This window comes from Paraburkholderia sp. FW306-2-2C-D06C (assembly GCF_058781505.1).
This window is the reverse complement of the sequence record NZ_JBYSWU010000005.1, coordinates 210,187-226,731: the sequence shown is the minus strand read 5'-3', so window position 1 is coordinate 226,731 and position 16,545 is coordinate 210,187. Positions and strand designations below refer to the sequence as shown.

The window sequence follows — 16,545 nt, the reverse complement described above, 5'->3', positions numbered from 1 at the left end:
GGATGAAGGACTCGAAGGTGATCGTGGCGATCAACAAGGACCCGGAAGCGCCGATTTTCAGCGTCGCCGATTACGGTCTGGTGGGCGATCTGTTCACGATCGTGCCGGAACTCGTCAACGAGCTCGGCTAACCACCACGGCGCCCCAGAAAAAGGCGTCTGGCAGCAAACGAAGGGCGCAGGACCTATCCAAGGCCAGCGCCCTTTTTATATCAAAGGCAGGAGGAGAACTGACATGAGCTACACGGCGCCCATCAAAGACATGCTGTTCGTGATGAAAGAACTGGCCGGTCTCGACGACATCGCCAGGTTGCCGGGCTTCGAAGACGCGAACCTCGACACGGCTCAAGCGGTGCTCGAAGAGTCGGCGAAACTGTGCGGCGAAGTGCTGGCGCCGCTAAACGTCGAAGGCGATCGCAATCCGAGCAGCTGGAAGGACGGCGTGGTCACCGCGACGCCGGGTTTCAAGGAAGCGTTTCGCCAGTTCGCGGAAGGAGGCTGGCAAGGCGTGCAACACCCTGTCGACTACGAAGGCCAGGGTTTGCCGAAGCTGATCGCCACGCCGTGCGTCGAAATGCTCAATGCGTCGAACCTGTCGTTCGCGCTGTGTCCGCTCCTGACCGATGGCGCGATCGAAGCGCTGCTCACCGCCGGCACCGAAGCGCAAAAACAAACCTACGTGCCGAAGCTGATTTCCGGCGAGTGGACCGGCACGATGAACCTGACCGAGCCGCAGGCCGGTTCCGATCTCGCGCTGGTGCGCACGCGCGCCGAGCCGCAAGGCGACGGTTCGTTCAAGCTGTTCGGCACGAAGATTTTCATCACGTGGGGCGAGCATGATATGGCGAAGAACATCGCCCATCTCGTGCTGGCCCGCACGCCGAACGCGCCGCAAGGCGTGAAGGGCATTTCGCTTTTCATCGTGCCGAAGTTTCTCGTCAACGAAGACGGTTCGCTCGGCGAGCGCAACGACGTGCATTGCGTGTCGATCGAACATAAGCTCGGCATCAAGGCGAGCCCGACCGCAGTGCTGCAATTCGGCGATCACGGCGGCGCGATCGGTCATCTGATCGGCGAAGAGAATCGCGGCCTCGAATACATGTTCATCATGATGAACGCGGCGCGTTTTGCTGTGGGCATGCAGGGCGTCGCCGTGTCGGATCGCGCGTATCAGAAGGCCGTTGCGTACGCGAAAGACCGCGTGCAGAGCCGCCCCGTGGATGGCTCCGCGAAGCAGTCGGTGGCGATCATTCAGCACCCGGACGTGCGCCGCATGCTGTCGACCATGCGTTCGTTGACCGAAGCGTCGCGCGCGCTCGCCTATGTTGCCGCCGCCCATTGCGACATCGCGCATCGTCATCCCGATGAAGCGGAGCGTGCCGGGCATCAGGCGATCTACGAATTCCTCGTGCCGATCGTGAAGGGCTGGAGCACGGAGTTGTCGATCGACGTGACCAGCCTCGGCGTGCAGGTGCATGGCGGCATGGGCTTCATCGAAGAGACCGGTGCGGCGCAGTACTATCGCGACGCGCGCATCCTGCCGATCTACGAAGGCACGACCGCGATCCAGGCGAACGATCTGATCGGCCGCAAGACAGTACGCGACGGCGGAGCGGTGGCGAAGTCGCTGCTGGCCGGCGTGGCTGAAACCCTCGGAGCGCTCGGCGCGCAGCAAGGCCCCGCGTTCGAATCGATGAAGAAGTATCTGGCGCAAGGGCATCGCTCGCTGAGCGCGGCGGTCGATTTCGTTGTTGCTAATACGAAGAGCGACCCGAATGCGGTGTTCGCCGGCGGCGTGCCGTATCTGAAGCTTGCGGGCATCGTGCTGGGCGGCTGGCAGATGGCGCGTGCGTTGCTCGTGGCTGCTGGGAAGCGCGACGAAGATCCGTCGTTCTACGGCGCCAAGATCGCGACCGCGCAGTTTTATGCCGAGCATGTGTTGCCGCAAGCGTCGGCGCTGGAGGCGTCGATTGTTAGCGCGAAGGGCGGTGAGGGGGTGCTCGCGTTGTCGGAAGATCAGTTCTGATGCTTCACTTATCCCGAGCGATGTAGCGAAAGGTAGCGAAAGCTCGTGCGTAAAAAAACAAACGGCGCCCGGAAGGGCGCCGTTTGTTTTTGTCAGGCCAGTCTGCGTGCAATAACAAACCCGCGCAAACCTGCGCAAACCGGCTCAACCGCTCGCGAAGCGTTAAAGCTCAAGCATAAGCCGGGCGATGCGCTTCGGCGCTTTCGCCGAGATAGCGATGCACCGACAGGTCGTCCGCCTTGATCGCCGGTTGCTTGCCCGACATCACGTCGGCCAGCAACTGACCCGAGCCGCACGACATCGTCCAGCCGAGCGTGCCGTGACCCGTGTTCAGGAACAGGTTCGGCACGGGCGTGCGGCCGACGATCGGCGTGCCGTCCGGCGTCATCGGACGCAGGCCGGTCCAGAAGGTCGCCTTCGACGTGTCGCCGCCGCCCGGGAACAGGTCGTTCACGCACAACTCCAGCGTTTCGCGGCGCGCCTGGCGCAACGACTTGTCGAAGCCGACGATCTCCGCCATGCCGCCGACGCGAATCCGGTCGTCGAAGCGCGTGATCGCGATCTTGTAGGTTTCGTCGAGCACGGTCGACACCGGCGCGGCTACCGCGTTGACGATCGGCGCGGTGATCGAATAGCCCTTGAGCGGATAGACCGGAATCTTCACGAGGCCGGACAGGAATTGGGTCGAATACGAACCGAGCGCGACGACGAACGAATCCGCGCGCACCAGTTCCCCACCGCACTGCACGCCGGCGATGCGGTCGCCCGCCATCGCGAGTGCGTCGATCGGCGCGTTGTAGCGGAATTTGACGCCCAGTTGCTCGGCCAGCGCGGCGAGGCGCCTGGTGAACATCTGGCAATCGCCGGTTTCGTCGCCCGGCAGACGCAGACCGCCCGTCAGCTTGTGCGAGACCGCGGCAAGCGCCGGTTCGGCCTGAGCCAGTTCGGCGGCCGACAGCAGCTCGTACGGCACGTTGGCGTCTTTCAGCACCGCGATGTCTTTCGCGGCGCCGTCGAATTGTTGCTGGGTGCGGAACACCTGCAGCGTGCCGCCGGTACGGCCTTCATACTGGATGCCGGTTTCGGCGCGCAGCGCTTGCAGACAATCGCGACTGTATTCGGCGAGGCGGACCATGCGGCCCTTGTTCACTGCGTAGCGCGATTCCGTGCAGTTCTGCAGCATCTGCCACATCCATTGCAGCTGGAATTGCGTGCCGTCGAGGCGGATCGCCAGCGGCGCATGCTTCTGGAACATCCACTTGACCGCTTTCAGCGGCACGCCAGGCGCTGCCCAGGGCGACGCATAGCCCGGCGAAATCTGGCCGGCATTGGCAAAACTGGTTTCGAGCGCCGGGCCGGCCTCGCGATCGATCACGGTCACTTCGTGACCGGCACGCGCCAGATAATAGGCGCTCGTTACCCCGACGACGCCACTGCCCAAAACGACGACTCGCATAGCTGCTCCGGAAAGGTTTGGAGGGCGGTGCGCTCGTCGATTCGTTGGAATTCGTTCGATTAACGAGGTGTAACGCGGTTCGCCCAGTGTTAACCGCTATACTATTAACAGTCAGGTAGGTTTTGTTATTATATTTTCAGAATTTTCAGCAAAAACACCATGCGTACACAGCGTCACCCGGTTCGCACCCTCGACAAACTCGATCACAAGATCCTGCGGCTGCTGCAGGAGGAGGGCCGCATGGCGATGAAAGACCTCGCCGAGCAGGTCGGGCTGTCGGTCACGCCGTGCATCGAGCGCGTCAAGCGGATGGAGCGTGACGGCGTGATCACCGGCTATCACGCGCGCGTGAATCCGGCGGAATTGGGCGCGGCGCTGCTGGTGTTCGTCGAAATCACGCTCGATCACAAAAGCGGCAACATGTTCGACCAGTTCCGCCGCGAGGTGCAGAAGATCCCCGAGGTGCTGGAGTGCCACCTCGTTTCGGGCGATTTCGACTATCTGATCAAGGCGCGCATCGGCGAAATGGCCGACTACCGGAAGCTGCTCGGCGACATCCTGTTGCAGTTGCCCGGTGCGGTGCAGTCGAAGAGCTATGTCGTGATGGAAGAGATCAAGGAAACGCTGACCATCGCGGTGGGTGATTGAGCTGCGCGGGAGGGCACGACGGGGCTCGACAAAAGGCGTAAATACTGTATATTTATACAGGTGTTCTGCGCCGTTGTTGTTAGCTGTTGTTGTTCGTTGTTGTTTTCCGCCAGCCCGAGCCGTGACCCATCCCGACACCGAATTTCCAATCGCTCCGCCAGCGCCTCGCAAAGGGCGTGGCGCGGTGACGAACCTGCAGGGCCGCTATGAAGTCGACCAGCGCGAAGCGGTGGACGACGGCTGGCTGCCGTCCAGCGAGGATGACGGCGGACCGAAGGTCTTGCGCACGCAGGTATTCGAAGAGCAAGCCAAAACCATTCTCACCCGCAATGCGTCGCCGGACATTCCGTTTGGCGTGTCGCTGAATCCGTATCGCGGCTGCGAACACGGCTGTATCTATTGTTTCGCGCGGCCTACTCATAGTTATTTGGGCCTGTCGCCCGGGCTCGACTTCGAAAGCCGCATCTACGCGAAGGTCAATGCGCCGGAATTGCTCGCGCGCGAACTGTCGAAGAAGTCCTATGTGCCGGAGCCGATCGCCCTGGGCGTCAATACCGACGCGTGGCAGCCAGCCGAGCGCGACTTGCGTCTCACGCGGCGCGTAATCGAGGTACTCAGCGAGCGCGGCCAGCCGTTCGCGGCGATCACCAAATCATCGCTGATCGAGCGCGATCTCGACCTGCTCGCGCCGATGGCTGCGCGCGGGCAGTTCATGGCGGCCATTACGATTACCACGCTGGATGCTGACATCGCCCGCACGCTCGAACCGCGAGCGGCCACGCCGTCGCGCCGGTTGCGCACCATCCGTACATTGAGCGAGGCGGGGATTCCGGTGGGCGTCAGCATCGCCCCGGTGATTCCGTTCGTCACCGAACCGGACATGGAGCGCGTGCTGGAAGCCTGTGCGGAGGCGGGCGCAAGCAACGCGAGCTATATCGTGCTGCGTTTGCCGTGGGAAGTCGCGCCGCTATTCAAGGATTGGCTCGCCGCACACTTCCCCGATCGTGCTGACCGGGTCATGAGCCGTGTGCGTGATATGCGGGGCGGGAAGGACTACGACTCATCGTTCGCGCATCGTATGAAGGGCGAGGGCCTGTGGGCGGATCTGCTCAAGCAGCGGTTCCACAAAGCTGTACGCCGTCTTGGTCTGAACGAGCGCGATCGCGGAATTCTGGACATGTCGCACTTTCGTCGTATCGAGCCGCCGCGCCCGGCTTCGCCTGTGCGCGACGATCCGCAACTCGATCTTTTTTAGCGCAATGGCGGCGCGATTGCGGCACGTTATTGCGACAGCGCTTTGGCTGCTTGCACCTGGCTTTCGAAGTAGGTCTGAAACGAGAGTGCAAGACCCGTCATCAGCAGGAACGCGCCGATCAGCAGCGAAAAGATCACGACGAAAATGACCGTCCAGCCGGAGCGGCTCTTGCGCTGGGTTTGCGCGTTGAACTGGGCGTCCCATTTTTCGTCAGGACGCAGACCGTAGACGATTGCGGCGAGAAACGCTGCAAGCAGCGAGACTGCGCCCGGAAATGCGAGCACCCAGCCGAGCATCGAGGTCCGCTCGCTTGCCGCCACCAGCATTGCGCCGGGAATCCCTATCAGCGTGCCGATCAGATGTGCCCAGCCGTAAATGTCGCGCAGTCCATAGAGATAGAAGCGATGCGCGCCGAGGCTGCCGAAGAAGAACGCGAGCGCGGCGGTAATCGTCTTGGATCTGAAGCGCGGAGAAGTCGAGGCAAGGGTGGACATGTAGGCGAGAGCAGAGTGGCAATGCGGTCGAAACGAGCGGCGCGCCGGTGGACGCGGACCGACGCGCATTCTACGCCCGTGGTGTGCCGGCGGCCACGTGGCGTGCGGCCACATCCTCGGCGCGGGTGATTTGTGCGCGCTGATTTTTGCCTGCTGCGGCGCTTGTGTATTCGGTAGGGCGGTCAGGGTGCTGTAGGTCAGGGTGTTGCATACGTAACGCGATAAACCGCGCCCGCGTAATCGTCGCTGATCAGCAGCGACCCGTCAGGCATCGGCAGCACGTCAGCGGGGCGGCCCCATACCGCTTCGCCGGGTTGAAGCCAGCCTTCGGCAAATACTTCCTGACGTGCATTGCTGCCGTCGGGGCTGGTGATCACCCGCACGACCCTGTAACCGACTTTCTTGCTACGGTTCCACGAGCCGTGTTCGGCGATGAAAATATTGTCGCGATAAGCGGCCGGAAACATCGGGCCGCTGTAAAACCGCATGCCGAGCGAAGCGACGTGGGCGCCGAGTTTGACCACTGGCGGCGTAAACGAGCTGCACGAATGGTCCTTGCCGAATTCGGGGTCGGGCGTGTCGCCGCCATGGCAGAACGGAAAACCGAAATCCATGCCGGCGCGTGGCGCGCGGTTGAGTTTGTCGTCCGGCATGTCGTCGCCCATCAGGTCGCGACCGTTGTCGGTGAACCACAGCTCGTGCGTGACCGGGTGCCACGCGAAGCCGACCGTGTTGCGTACGCCGCGCGCCACTAGCTCATGGTGACTGCCGTCCGGGTCCATGCGTCCGATCATCGCGAAGCGGTCGCGGTCTTTCAGGCAGACGTTGCAGGGCGCGCCTTGCGGCACATACAGTTTGCCGTCTGGCCCGAAAGCGATGAATTTCCAGCCGTGATGGGTCTCCGTGGGCAGCTTGTCGGTGACGACGGCCGGCTTCGGCGGATCGTTCAGGTGGGTGTCGATCGCATCGAGGCGTAGAATTTTTGACACTGCCGAGACATACAGCGCGCCGTCGCGCCACGCAACGCCCGCCGGCGTCTGCAGCCCGGAGGCGATCACATGGCGAGCCGTGGCGCGCCCGTTCTGCAATTCGAGCGCGTAGACGTGGCCGTCGAGGCTGCCTATATAGAGAATGCCCTTCGGCGAGAGCGCCATCGCCCGGGCGCTCGGCACCGTGTCCGACAACACCTCGATCTGGAAGCCGGGCGGCAGTTTGATGCGTTCGACCGGCAATGCGGCCAGCGCCGGCAGGGCGGCGGCAAACCACAAAGCTGCCGCGGTGCGCAGGGCTCGAATGCCCGCGGCGCGTGTGGAGCCGGTTATTGAGGTTGCCAAGGCAAAAGGCGTTGCCAAGGCAAAAAGGGAAAAAAGGGCGCAAAGCGCAAACGCAACGAACAAAAACGCAGGCGGCAGCAGGAGTTTCACGGGCATTCCGTTGGGTAATTCGGGCGTTTCCACGTTGTCTGGCGCGCCCGTCTGTATGGCCGGCGCAACCCCGTCGCTCAGTTTATCCCGGTAAGTGTTTGTTATGGCGTCGGTTTCCCGCTATAATCGCGTGTTTCAGTCGTTCCGAACCCCGGTTTTCAAGGATTCTAGTATGGTCATCATCCGCTTGGCTCGTGGCGGCTCCAAGAAGCGCCCGTTCTACAACATCGTCGCAACCGATTCGCGTAACCGTCGTGACGGCCGCTTCATCGAGCGCGTTGGCTTCTACAACCCGGTCGCTACGAAGGGTGAGTCGCTGCGTATCGCTCAAGACCGCCTCACGTACTGGCAAGGCGTTGGCGCACAACTGTCGCCGACCGTCGAGCGTCTCGTGAAAGAAGCGCAAAAGGCGCAGCCGGCTGCTTAATGGTAGCTAGCATGCGTATCGTCGTCGGTTCGGCCGGCGGCTCGCGCAGCTTGCGTGGGCAGTCCGACGCGCGATTGATGTTGCAATTAGTGCTGAAGCAGACGTCGAAGTCGGCAGCGAGGTTCTCCTATGTCTGAGCGTGATTCCGGCAGTTCAGGTCGCGTAAAGGCAACCCCGGCAACCCCGCGCGCGAAGACGTCTGGTCAGGCGCCGTTCGGTGCATTCGTCCGCAAGCCGGTCGAACGAACCGAAGGCGAGGCGAAAGCCAATGTAGCAAACGCCGATTCCAAGGCAGCAGAAATGCACGCGGAAACGGCGGAAAGCTGGCCGGCCGACGCGGTCGAGGTCGGCGCAATCGTTGACGCTTACGGCCTCAAAGGCTGGGTCAAGGTAGCTGCTCATGCGGATGCCGGGCAAGGCGGCGACGCGTTGCTGAGCGCGAAGCGCTGGTGGCTGATGAAAGGCCATGAGCGCAAGTCGGCGCCCTCGTTGCAGGCGAAAACGCATAGCGACAGTGTGGTGGCCCATCTGGGCGGCGTCACTGACCGCGATGTAGCGCTGGCACTGCGGGGCACCCGCGTCTATATCAGCCGCAGCGAATTTCCGGCCCTCGAGACCGACGAATTCTACTGGGTCGACCTGCTCGGCCTGGAGGTGGTGAACGTTGCCGGGGTTGCTCTCGGCAAAGTTGCAGACATGATCGACAACGGCGCGCACTCGGTGTTGCGTATCGAATATCCGGCTACCGACAAGAGCGGCAAGCCGGTCACTGGCGAGCGTTTGATCCCGTTCGTCGGCGTCTTCGTCAAAACGGTGGATCAGGCGGCGAAGCAGATCATCGTCGACTGGGAAGCCGATTACTAAATAATTCGCTGAACGGAGAGGGCGATGCAGTTCGATGTCGTGACGCTCTTTCCTGAAATGTTTCGTGCGCTGACCGACTGGGGTATTACCAGCCGTGCGGCGAAGCAGGAGCGCTACGGGTTGCGTACGTGGAATCCGCGCGATTTCACCACTGACAACTACCGCACGATCGACGATCGCCCGTACGGCGGTGGCCCCGGCATGGTGATGCTGGCCAAGCCGCTGGAAGACGCGATCAGCGCGGCGAAAGCCGCGCAAGCGGAGCAGGGCATCGGTGTGTCGCGCGTCGTGATGATGTCGCCGCAAGGCGCCACGTTGAATCACGAACGCGTCATGCGGTTTGCTGCCGAGCCCGGTCTGATTCTGTTGTGCGGGCGCTATGAAGCGATCGACCAGCGTCTGCTCGACCGTGTCGTCGACGAAGAGGTCAGTCTCGGCGACTTCGTGCTGTCAGGCGGCGAGCTGCCTGCCATGGCGTTGATGGATGCCGTGGTGCGCCAGCTGCCCGGCGTGCTGAACGACTCGCAGTCGGCGGTGCAGGACAGCTTTGTCGACGTGCTGCTGGATTGCCCGCATTACACGCGTCCGGAGGAATACAACGGTGTGCGTGTGCCCGATGTGCTGCTTGGCGGCCATCATGCGGAAATCGAAGCGTGGCGCCGGCGCGAAGCATTGCGCAATACGTTGCACAAACGGCCCGATCTGATCGTGAAGGCCAGAAAGAACAAGATGTTGAGCCGTGCCGACGAGGCATGGCTTGCGAGTCTCGCGAAGGAAGCGTCGAAGGCGTAAAGCCTTGGTCTTTCGAGCGGACATAGGCGGTGCCGCACATGCGTGTACGGCGCCAGATGTGAACCCATCCTCTATCGGGGCCGTAGCCGAGCGCATAGGCAAACTCAGCGCAAGGCAGGTACGAACGCCGACAAGATGGACTTAGGAGTCAGTGATGAATCTGATTGCAAAACTCGAGCAGGAAGAAATCGCGCGCGCCCTCGGCGACAAGACCATCCCCGAATTCGCCCCCGGCGACACGGTGATCGTCAGCGTGAATGTGGTTGAAGGTACGCGTAAGCGTGTTCAGGCTTACGAAGGCGTCGTGATCGCCAAGCGTAACCGTGGTCTGAATTCGTCGTTCATCGTCCGCAAGATCTCGTCGGGCGAAGGCGTCGAGCGTACGTTCCAGACGTACTCGCCGCTGCTGGCAAGCATCGTCGTGAAGCGTCGCGGCGATGTGCGTCGTGCGAAGCTGTACTACCTGCGCGACCGTTCGGGCAAGTCGGCCCGGATCAAGGAAAAGCTGGTCTCGAAAGTCCGCGCTGCTTCCCAAGCGTAAATGCTGTAAGAAAAAGCACCCCTCGCGGGTGCTTTTTTGTTTGCCAGGTCAAAATAGAGGCATGTCCCCTATCCGCTCGTTCCGAGAGACCCGTTGACCCGTCCCGTCTTTGAGCCCGAAACTCTGCCTGTCGAAGCGACAGGCGCCGATCTGCCACCGGTTGCTGCTGGGCGTCTGACGCCCGATGGCTTGCGCGCGCGATTCGAGCAGCGTCTGAGTTGGACGCCCGAGCCGATTGTCGAAGCGCCCTGGCGCGATATCCATGCCGATCCGCGAGTCGCCTCGGTACTGGTGCCGTTGGTGGTCCGCGACAACGGCTTGACCGTGTTGCTGACGCAGCGCGCCGATCATCTGAACGACCACGCCGGCCAGGTGAGCTTTCCCGGCGGCCGCCACGAACCATTCGATGCCAACGCGACCGCCACCGCGCTGCGCGAAGCACAGGAAGAGGTCGGTCTCGACCCTGCGCGCGTCGAGATTCTTGGTGCGTTGCCGGACTATCTGACCGGCACGGGCTTTCGCGTGACACCTGTGATCGGCTTGGTGCATCCGCCGTTCACTTTGAAAGCCGATGCGCTCGAAGTGGCTGAAGTCTTCGAAGTACCGCTCGGGTTTCTGATGGACCCCGCACATCACGAAGTGCGCGTGTTCCGTTGGGAGGGCGGCGAGCGCCGCTTTTTCGCAATGCCTTATCCGCGTGCGGCGTCGGCGCAGCACGAGAGTCGCGAGAGTCGCGAGGATCGTGACATTCAGACAGGCGGTCATCATTTCATCTGGGGCGCGACAGCCGCGATGCTGCGCAACTTCTATCGCTTCCTCGCGGCTTGATCCACATTTGAGCCGTACCTGAGCCACCACCTGAGCTGTGCAGTTGTCGGGTGTTTGTCAACGTCTGGGCTCAGTCGCATCCGACCCTGTGCTATCGTTATAAAACAATTGTAAAACTCGAAAAGCACGGCGCATCGCATGACTTTTTTCTCCGTATTGCTGGCTCTGATCATTGAACAGGTGCGCGCGCTGTCGCCGAACAATCCGGTGTCGGCGTTGCTTCAATACCATGCGGAGTCGGCGGCGCACGGGTTCGATGCCGGCAAGCCCAAGCATGGCTTGCTCGCGTGGCTGGTGGTGGTGGTGCCGTGGACGCTGGCCGTCGCGCTCGTCTACTACGTGCTGTACCACATTCACTTTGCGCTGGCGTTCCTGTGGAACGTCGCGGTCCTTTACTTCACGCTCGGCTTCCGGCAGTTCAGCCATTACTTCACCGATATCCACCTCGCGTTGAACAACGACGACGTGCCGCGCGCGCGTGAAATTCTCAATGAATGGACCGGCCTCGATACGGTCGACATGCCGGTCAGCGAGATCGTGCGTCATACACTGATCCATGCCGTGGTCGCATCGCATCGGCATGTGTTCGGCGTGTTCTTCTGGTTTCTGATTCCGGTTGGGCCGGCGGGCGCGGTGCTGTATCGGATCGCCGAATATCTGGCGCGCACGTGGGCACGGCCGGTCGACGATCGTACGGTCGCGTTTTCGAGCTTTGCGCAGCGGGCGTTCTTCGTGATCGACTGGGTGCCTGCGCGGCTGACTTCGCTCGGCTTTGCGATTGTCGGTAATTTCGAAGACGCGATTTATGCGTGGCGCAACCATGCACGCCAGTGGCCGGACGCGAACGACGGCGTGTTGCTGGCCGCGGGCAGCGGGGCATTGGGCGCGCGTTTGAGCGGCCCGCTCGCCGAGCCGTCGAGTCTGGACGCGCTCGCCACCGGCGACGGCGGTCCGATGCAGGTCGGCGACGATTGCACGCCGCGCACGCTGCAATCGGCGGTCGGTCTGGTGTGGCGCGCGGTGGTGCTGTGGATGATCTTGCTGTTAATGCTGACGATCGCGGTGTGGCTCGCCTGAGCGCAAGCCAACGCTAGCGCTGCCGTATAAAAGAGGCCGGGCAAAAACCTGGCCTCTTTTTTTGGGTGCGCCACGACTGCTTCACCCATCCAGCGGATCGCGCTCCGTCCCGCACTGCCAGCACACGGTGAACTGCGCTTCGAGCGTCTCGCCGCACTGGCGGCAGCGCCACCCAGGCGAGCCCGCCGCCGGTCCATGGGAAGCCGCCTCGATCAAGCGCCGCGCGATCGCCTCATCGCGTTCATCGACCAGCCACAACTCCGGCGCGCACTGGTCCGCCGGAATGTCGCCGAGCGCGCCGTTCAGATAGCGGTTGTGCAACTCGCACGCGATGCCCGCCGCGGCCAGCACATTGACCCAATGCTGCCCGGTGATCAGGTTCGGTGCGCGCATCAGTTTCATCGCATGTCCAGGGATACAAGGCGCAGCGCGCGTTAGCGCACGATCTGACTGGCTTCGTGCACGAGTTGCGCATACAGCGCATGCCGTTCGCGCCGGATGCGGCCATCGGCGACCGCTTCGAGAATCGCGCAACCCGGTTCGTGCAAGTGGTGGCAGTTGTAGAAGCGGCAGTTCGGCAGCAGCGGCCGAAACTCGAGAAATGCACGTTCGAGCCGGCCTTCGGTCAAGTGGTGCAGGCCGAATTCCTGGAAACCCGGCGAGTCGATCAGCGCGCCGCCATCGCCCTCCGGACCGTCCGGCAGCGGGTAGAGCCGCGTGAAGGTCGTGGTATGACGTCCGCTGTTCAACGCAGTCGAGATTTCGCGCGTGGCGACTTCGGCATCCGGAATCAGCAGATTCACCAGCGTCGATTTGCCCATGCCGGACTGGCCGAGCAGCAGCGTCGAGTGGCCGTGCAGGTGCTCGATCAAAGCGGCGCGTGCGGCTTCCGGCTGCATCTTGATCGACACTTCGACGACCGTATAACCCAGTGCCCGATAAGGTTCGAGCCGTGCCCGCGCGCCTTCCAGCTGCGCGACGACGTCGATCTTGTTCAGTACGATCAATGGTTTCAGCTGGTTCGCTTCGGCGGCCACCAGCGCGCGGCCGAGCAGGTCTTCGCTGAAATGCGGTTCGGTCGCGAGCACGATCAGCAACTGATCGAGATTGGCGGCGAAGAGCTTCGACTTGTACTGATCCGAGCGATACAGCAGATTGCGCCGTTCGCCGATCTCGACGATCACGCCTTGATCCGCCGAGGTCGGCTCGTAAATCACGCGATCGCCGACGGCCACTTCGCTGCGCTTGCCGCGCGGGAAGCATTGCAACATCGGGCCGCCGTCTTCGGGCGCGACCAGGTAGTGGCGGCCGTGTGCGGCGATCACGAGGCCTGCTACGCGCGTGCTGGACGGCGCGTGCGCCGCTTTCTGGGGACGGCTGCTCATGCGTGCCGCAGCAGACGGTCGATCCGCTGCGACGCCGGCGGATGCGAGTAATAGAACGCGGTGTAGAGCGGATCCGGCGTGAGCGTCGACGCGTTGTCCTCGTACAGCTTGACGAGCGCGTTGACGAGGTCTTGCGCATCGGTTTGCGTCGCGGCGAAGGCGTCAGCCTCGAATTCATGCTTGCGCGAGCTCAGGCTGCCGAGCGGCGTCACGAAGAATATGAACACCGGCAACGCGAGGAAGAACAGCACCAGCGCGAGGCCGCTATTGCCGCCGATCAGCGACGGCCGCACGCCGAGCCCCTCGTAGAACCAGACGCTTTCCTTGAGCCAGCCGAGCAGGGCGAGCATCACGAGGCTGAGCGCGAAGGTGACGAGCATCCGCTTGATCACGTGACGGCGCTTGAAGTGCCCGAGTTCGTGCGCGAGCACCGCCTCGATCTCGTTGCCCGACAGGCGCGCGAGCAGCGTATCGAAGAATACGATCCGCTTGGCCGAGCCGAAGCCGGTGAAATACGCGTTGCCGTGCGCCGAACGACGGCTGCCGTCCATCACGAACAGACCCTTGGCGGCGAAACCGCAGCGCTGCATCAGCGCTTCGATGCGGCTTTTCAGCGCTTCGTCCTTGAGCGGCTCGAACTTGTTGAAAAGCGGCGCGATAAAGGTCGGATACAGCACCAGCACGAGCATCTGGAACGCGACCCAGACGATCCACGTCCACAGCCACCAGAAGCTGCCAGCCTGGTTCATCAGCCACAGCACGACGAACAGCAGCGGCAGGCCGAAAGCCGCGCCAAGCAGCACGCCCTTCAGGCGATCCAGAAAGAAAATGCCCTTGCTCATCCGGTTGAAGCCGAAGCGTTGCTCGATCACGAACTGCCGGTAGTATTCGAACGGCAGGTCGATCACGCTGGTGATCGCGATCACCGCGGCGACCAGCGCGATCTGGCCGAGATAGCCGCGGCCGAGCCAGTCGGAGATCGCCAGATCGAGCGCCTGCACGCCGCCGAGCAGCGTCAGGCCGATCAGCACGGCGGCGCTCACGACGATCTCGATCATCGTCAGCCGGGTGCGCTCGACGGTGTAATCGGCAGCGCGCTGGTGCGCGGCAAGGGCGATGGTGCCGGCGAACTGGCTCGGCACCTGCCCGCGATGGCCGGCGACGAAGCGGATCTGCCGCGACGCGAGCCACAATTTGGTGCCGACCATCGCCACGACGGCAACGACGAACAGAACGGTGAAGTACAGGGTAGGCATCCGGGGATTCCGTGGTATCTATGCGAGAATTATATGTTTCTTCCCGCCGGCAGGCGGGGACACGCTCAAACCAATCTCAAACGAACATTCGCCGCGGCGCCAGCGCGCCCAGCGAGCCTTTTGCCCCGGCCACCAAGGTTGCTTTCATGACTGACATCCTCACCTCCACCGAACAGCCGCCGCTCGTGCGTAGCGATATGAACCTCATCTGGCTGGACATGGAAATGACCGGGCTCGAACCCGACACCGACCGCATCATCGAAATCGCGGTGGTGGTGACGAATTCGACGCTCGACAGGATGGTCGAAGGTCCGGTGCTGGCGATTCATCAGAGCGACGAGACGCTCGCCAGGATGGATCAGTGGAACCAGAACACACATGGCCGCTCGGGCCTGATCGACCGCGTGAAGGCCTCGACGGTCAGCGAGGCTGACGCTACCGGGCAGATTCGCGATTTCCTGAGCGCGTATGTGCCGCCGGGCAAATCGCCGATGTGCGGCAACTCGATCTGTCAGGACCGCCGTTTCATGGCGCGCTGGATGCCGGACCTCGAGCATTTCTTCCACTACCGCAATCTCGACGTCAGCACGCTGAAGGAACTGTGCCGCCGCTGGCAGCCGGCCATCTACAAAGGCTTCCAGAAGCGCGCGATGCACACCGCATTGGCCGACATCCATGAATCGATCGATGAACTGAAGTATTACCGCGAGCACTTCCTGATTCCGGCCGCGCCGGAAGCGCCGGCTGCGGACGCGACGGCCGCGGAATAAACGAGCATGGCTAAGCCGGCCGGGGCGCGCGCACCGCGTTCTTGGGCCGGAACGCCTTCACCACGTCGGCGTTGGTTTCCACATACGGGCCGCCGATCAGGTCGATGCAATAGGGCACTGCGGCGAAAATGCCCGGCACCTTGACCGCGCCGCTGCCTGCGTCGCGCAAACCTTCCAGCGTTTCCTTGATCGACTTCGGCTGACCCGGCAAGTTGACGATCAGCGCCGCGCGCGAAGGCGTCTCGCGGATCACCGCCACCTGGCGCGACAGAATCGCGGTCGGCACGAAATTCAGGCTGATCTGCCGCATCTGCTCGCCGAACCCCGGCATTTCCTTCGTTCCCACCGCCAGGGTCGCTTCGGGCGTCACGTCGCGGCGCGACGGACCGGTGCCGCCGGTGGTCAGCACCAGATCGCAGCCCACTTCATCGACCAGTTCGACCAGCGTCGCGGAGATAGTCGGCGCGTCGTCCTGAATCAGGCGCGTGACGACCTGCCACGGCGAGGTCAACGCCGCGCCCAGCCACTCCTGCAAGGCCGGAATGCCTTTGTCTTCGTACACGCCGGTCGAGGCGCGGTCGCTGATCGACACGAGGCCGATCACGATTTCGTCGGGATGCTGACGTGTCGGCTTAGGCGTCGCGGTCGTCATCGTCGTCTTCCAGGGCGTCTTCGGCGCCGGAATCGGTGTCGGCCGACGGGCCGTCGGCGTTCTTGATCCACTGGAACAGCTCGCGAAAGTAGCGCGGTGGCTTGCTCTGCTGCGCTTCCTTGCGGGCGTTGCGGATCAGCGTGCGGCCTTGCTGCGGGTCGGCGTTCGGGTGCAGGCGGATGAATTCGGTCAGCGCGGCGTCGTCGGCGAGCAGTTTCTCGCGGGTGCGCTCGATCCAGTGGAGCTTGGCCGTTTCCGCCTTGTTGACGCCGTTGTAGGTGTCGAGCGCCGTGCGCAGCGCGGCGGTTTCCTCGTCCAGCAGCGAGCGCATCACGCGGCCCACGTACTGCACCTGGCGGCGCTTGCCTTCGTGGTCGGTGATGCGGCGCGCTTCGCGCACGGCGTCGTCGAGCTTTTCGGGCATCGGCATGCGTTTGAGCGCGTCTTTCGGCAGCGCGATCAGCGCCGAGCCCAGCTCCTGCAGCGCGTGCATGTCGCGCTTGAGCTGGGACTTGCTGGGACGGTCGTAGCCGTTTTCGTCGACTTCCGGCTCGGCGGCTTCGATCGGTTGAATGCGGGTTTTGCGTGTCATACCGATATTGTAGCGTGCCGCGCCCGCCGAACCCGCCGTGCTGCTGTGCACAGGGCTGC

18 protein-coding genes and 1 pseudogene are annotated in these 16,545 nt (G+C 62.9%); 11 read left to right on the top strand and 8 right to left on the bottom strand.

Going from position 1 to position 16,545, the window contains the following annotated elements; genetic code table 11:
* Positions 1-131: pseudogene (locus tag AC3WLT_RS06165) on the top strand (electron transfer flavoprotein subunit alpha/FixB family protein); the annotation flags it as partial.
* Between the two features lie 103 nt (positions 132-234).
* On the top strand, positions 235-2,025 hold the full coding sequence (locus AC3WLT_RS06160; RefSeq protein ID WP_492591013.1) for an acyl-CoA dehydrogenase: 1,791 nt from the start codon (positions 235-237) through the stop codon (positions 2,023-2,025).
* Positions 2,026-2,194: 169 nt separating this feature from the next.
* Here AC3WLT_RS06160 and AC3WLT_RS06155 read toward each other — a convergent pair whose 3' ends face one another.
* Positions 2,195-3,481: a D-amino acid dehydrogenase gene (locus AC3WLT_RS06155; protein ID WP_492591012.1), complete on the bottom strand. Its 1,287-nt coding sequence runs from the start codon at positions 3,479-3,481 to the stop codon at positions 2,195-2,197.
* Between the two features lie 159 nt (positions 3,482-3,640).
* Here AC3WLT_RS06155 and AC3WLT_RS06150 point away from each other — a divergent pair, with 159 nt between their 5' ends.
* Together AC3WLT_RS06150 and AC3WLT_RS06145 are read left to right on the top strand one after the other, a co-directional pair.
* Positions 3,641-4,129, top strand: a complete 489-nt coding sequence (locus tag AC3WLT_RS06150; RefSeq protein WP_492591011.1) for an Lrp/AsnC ligand binding domain-containing protein — start codon at positions 3,641-3,643, stop codon at positions 4,127-4,129.
* Positions 4,130-4,250: 121 nt separating this feature from the next.
* Positions 4,251-5,384: a PA0069 family radical SAM protein gene (locus AC3WLT_RS06145; RefSeq protein ID WP_492591010.1), complete on the top strand. Its 1,134-nt coding sequence runs from the start codon at positions 4,251-4,253 to the stop codon at positions 5,382-5,384.
* A 26-nt stretch (positions 5,385-5,410) separates the two neighbouring features.
* Here AC3WLT_RS06145 and AC3WLT_RS06140 read toward each other — a convergent pair whose 3' ends face one another.
* Together AC3WLT_RS06140 and AC3WLT_RS06135 are read right to left on the bottom strand one after the other, a co-directional pair.
* The gene (locus AC3WLT_RS06140; protein WP_492591009.1) at positions 5,411-5,878 is read right to left on the bottom strand and encodes an NINE protein; all 468 of its coding nucleotides are present in this window, start codon (positions 5,876-5,878) and stop codon (positions 5,411-5,413) included.
* A 197-nt stretch (positions 5,879-6,075) separates the two neighbouring features.
* On the bottom strand, positions 6,076-7,308 hold the full coding sequence (locus AC3WLT_RS06135) for a PQQ-dependent sugar dehydrogenase (RefSeq protein WP_492591008.1): 1,233 nt from the start codon (positions 7,306-7,308) through the stop codon (positions 6,076-6,078).
* Positions 7,309-7,474: 166 nt separating this feature from the next.
* Here AC3WLT_RS06135 and rpsP point away from each other — a divergent pair, with 166 nt between their 5' ends.
* From rpsP to AC3WLT_RS06105, 6 genes are all read left to right on the top strand, one after another.
* Positions 7,475-7,729 (top strand): 30S ribosomal protein S16, encoded by a 255-nt coding sequence (rpsP, locus tag AC3WLT_RS06130; RefSeq protein ID WP_006050280.1) that lies wholly within the window; start codon positions 7,475-7,477, stop codon positions 7,727-7,729.
* A gap of 129 nt (positions 7,730-7,858) precedes the next feature.
* Positions 7,859-8,593: a ribosome maturation factor RimM gene (gene rimM / locus AC3WLT_RS06125; RefSeq protein ID WP_492591007.1), complete on the top strand. Its 735-nt coding sequence runs from the start codon at positions 7,859-7,861 to the stop codon at positions 8,591-8,593.
* 24 nt (positions 8,594-8,617) lie between these two features.
* The gene (gene trmD / locus AC3WLT_RS06120; protein WP_492591006.1) at positions 8,618-9,385 is read left to right on the top strand and encodes a tRNA (guanosine(37)-N1)-methyltransferase TrmD; all 768 of its coding nucleotides are present in this window, start codon (positions 8,618-8,620) and stop codon (positions 9,383-9,385) included.
* A 154-nt stretch (positions 9,386-9,539) separates the two neighbouring features.
* Positions 9,540-9,926 carry a 50S ribosomal protein L19 gene (gene rplS, locus AC3WLT_RS06115; RefSeq protein ID WP_492591005.1) on the top strand — a complete coding sequence of 129 codons (387 nt, stop codon included), beginning with the start codon at positions 9,540-9,542 and terminating at the stop codon, positions 9,924-9,926.
* A 93-nt stretch (positions 9,927-10,019) separates the two neighbouring features.
* Complete coding sequence (locus AC3WLT_RS06110) at positions 10,020-10,754, top strand: NUDIX hydrolase (protein WP_492591004.1); 735 nt, start codon at positions 10,020-10,022, stop codon at positions 10,752-10,754.
* Positions 10,755-10,892: 138 nt separating this feature from the next.
* Positions 10,893-11,831 (top strand): CobD/CbiB family protein, encoded by a 939-nt coding sequence (locus tag AC3WLT_RS06105; RefSeq protein ID WP_115102193.1) that lies wholly within the window; start codon positions 10,893-10,895, stop codon positions 11,829-11,831.
* 81 nt (positions 11,832-11,912) lie between these two features.
* On the opposite strand, the gene AC3WLT_RS06100 is transcribed toward AC3WLT_RS06105, so the two are convergent.
* The 3 genes from AC3WLT_RS06100 to AC3WLT_RS06090 are packed head-to-tail and all read right to left on the bottom strand — an operon-like array spanning position 11,913 to position 14,472.
* Entirely contained in the window at positions 11,913-12,233 is a 321-nt protein-coding gene (locus AC3WLT_RS06100) for a putative signal transducing protein (RefSeq protein ID WP_492591003.1), read from the bottom strand.
* Positions 12,234-12,265: 32 nt separating this feature from the next.
* Positions 12,266-13,216 carry a ribosome small subunit-dependent GTPase A gene (rsgA, locus tag AC3WLT_RS06095; protein ID WP_492591002.1) on the bottom strand — a complete coding sequence of 317 codons (951 nt, stop codon included), beginning with the start codon at positions 13,214-13,216 and terminating at the stop codon, positions 12,266-12,268.
* Positions 13,213-14,472, bottom strand: coding sequence for a M48 family metallopeptidase (locus tag AC3WLT_RS06090; protein ID WP_492591001.1), 1,260 nt, complete (start codon positions 14,470-14,472; stop codon positions 13,213-13,215). The genes rsgA and AC3WLT_RS06090 overlap by 4 nt, the downstream gene beginning before the upstream one ends.
* A 146-nt stretch (positions 14,473-14,618) precedes the next feature.
* Between AC3WLT_RS06090 and orn the strand changes: the two genes are divergently transcribed.
* The gene (gene orn / locus AC3WLT_RS06085; RefSeq protein WP_492591000.1) at positions 14,619-15,242 is read left to right on the top strand and encodes an oligoribonuclease; all 624 of its coding nucleotides are present in this window, start codon (positions 14,619-14,621) and stop codon (positions 15,240-15,242) included.
* Positions 15,243-15,252: 10 nt separating this feature from the next.
* Here orn and mog read toward each other — a convergent pair whose 3' ends face one another.
* Both mog and yjgA read right to left on the bottom strand, forming a co-directional pair.
* Entirely contained in the window at positions 15,253-15,894 is a 642-nt protein-coding gene (mog, locus tag AC3WLT_RS06080; protein WP_492590999.1) for a molybdopterin adenylyltransferase, read from the bottom strand.
* Positions 15,875-16,486, bottom strand: coding sequence for a ribosome biogenesis factor YjgA (gene yjgA / locus AC3WLT_RS06075; RefSeq protein WP_492590998.1), 612 nt, complete (start codon positions 16,484-16,486; stop codon positions 15,875-15,877). Before yjgA ends, mog begins: the two co-directional genes overlap by 20 nt.
* Between the last annotated feature and the right edge of the window lie 59 nt (positions 16,487-16,545).

Excerpts from the sequence above, each read along its gene's own strand:
- rsgA (WP_492591002.1), bottom strand. The coding sequence starts at position 13,216 with ATGAGCAGCCGTCCCCAGAAAGCGGCGCACGCGCCGTCCAGCACGCGC.
- AC3WLT_RS06155 (WP_492591012.1), bottom strand. The coding sequence starts at position 3,481 with ATGCGAGTCGTCGTTTTGGGCAGTGGCGTCGTCGGGGTAACGAGCGCC.
- AC3WLT_RS06140 (WP_492591009.1), bottom strand. The coding sequence starts at position 5,878 with ATGTCCACCCTTGCCTCGACTTCTCCGCGCTTCAGATCCAAGACGATT.
- mog (WP_492590999.1), bottom strand. The coding sequence starts at position 15,894 with ATGACGACCGCGACGCCTAAGCCGACACGTCAGCATCCCGACGAAATC.
- rimM (WP_492591007.1), top strand. The coding sequence starts at position 7,859 with ATGTCTGAGCGTGATTCCGGCAGTTCAGGTCGCGTAAAGGCAACCCCG.
- AC3WLT_RS06105 (WP_115102193.1), top strand. The coding sequence starts at position 10,893 with ATGACTTTTTTCTCCGTATTGCTGGCTCTGATCATTGAACAGGTGCGC.
- AC3WLT_RS06100 (WP_492591003.1), bottom strand. The coding sequence starts at position 12,233 with ATGAAACTGATGCGCGCACCGAACCTGATCACCGGGCAGCATTGGGTC.
- orn (WP_492591000.1), top strand. The coding sequence starts at position 14,619 with ATGACTGACATCCTCACCTCCACCGAACAGCCGCCGCTCGTGCGTAGC.
- AC3WLT_RS06090 (WP_492591001.1), bottom strand. The coding sequence starts at position 14,472 with ATGCCTACCCTGTACTTCACCGTTCTGTTCGTCGTTGCCGTCGTGGCG.
- AC3WLT_RS06150 (WP_492591011.1), top strand. The coding sequence starts at position 3,641 with ATGCGTACACAGCGTCACCCGGTTCGCACCCTCGACAAACTCGATCAC.
- AC3WLT_RS06135 (WP_492591008.1), bottom strand. The coding sequence starts at position 7,308 with ATGCCCGTGAAACTCCTGCTGCCGCCTGCGTTTTTGTTCGTTGCGTTT.
- trmD (WP_492591006.1), top strand. The coding sequence starts at position 8,618 with ATGCAGTTCGATGTCGTGACGCTCTTTCCTGAAATGTTTCGTGCGCTG.
- AC3WLT_RS06160 (WP_492591013.1), top strand. The coding sequence starts at position 235 with ATGAGCTACACGGCGCCCATCAAAGACATGCTGTTCGTGATGAAAGAA.
- yjgA (WP_492590998.1), bottom strand. The coding sequence starts at position 16,486 with ATGACACGCAAAACCCGCATTCAACCGATCGAAGCCGCCGAGCCGGAA.
- rpsP (WP_006050280.1), top strand. The coding sequence starts at position 7,475 with ATGGTCATCATCCGCTTGGCTCGTGGCGGCTCCAAGAAGCGCCCGTTC.
- rplS (WP_492591005.1), top strand. The coding sequence starts at position 9,540 with ATGAATCTGATTGCAAAACTCGAGCAGGAAGAAATCGCGCGCGCCCTC.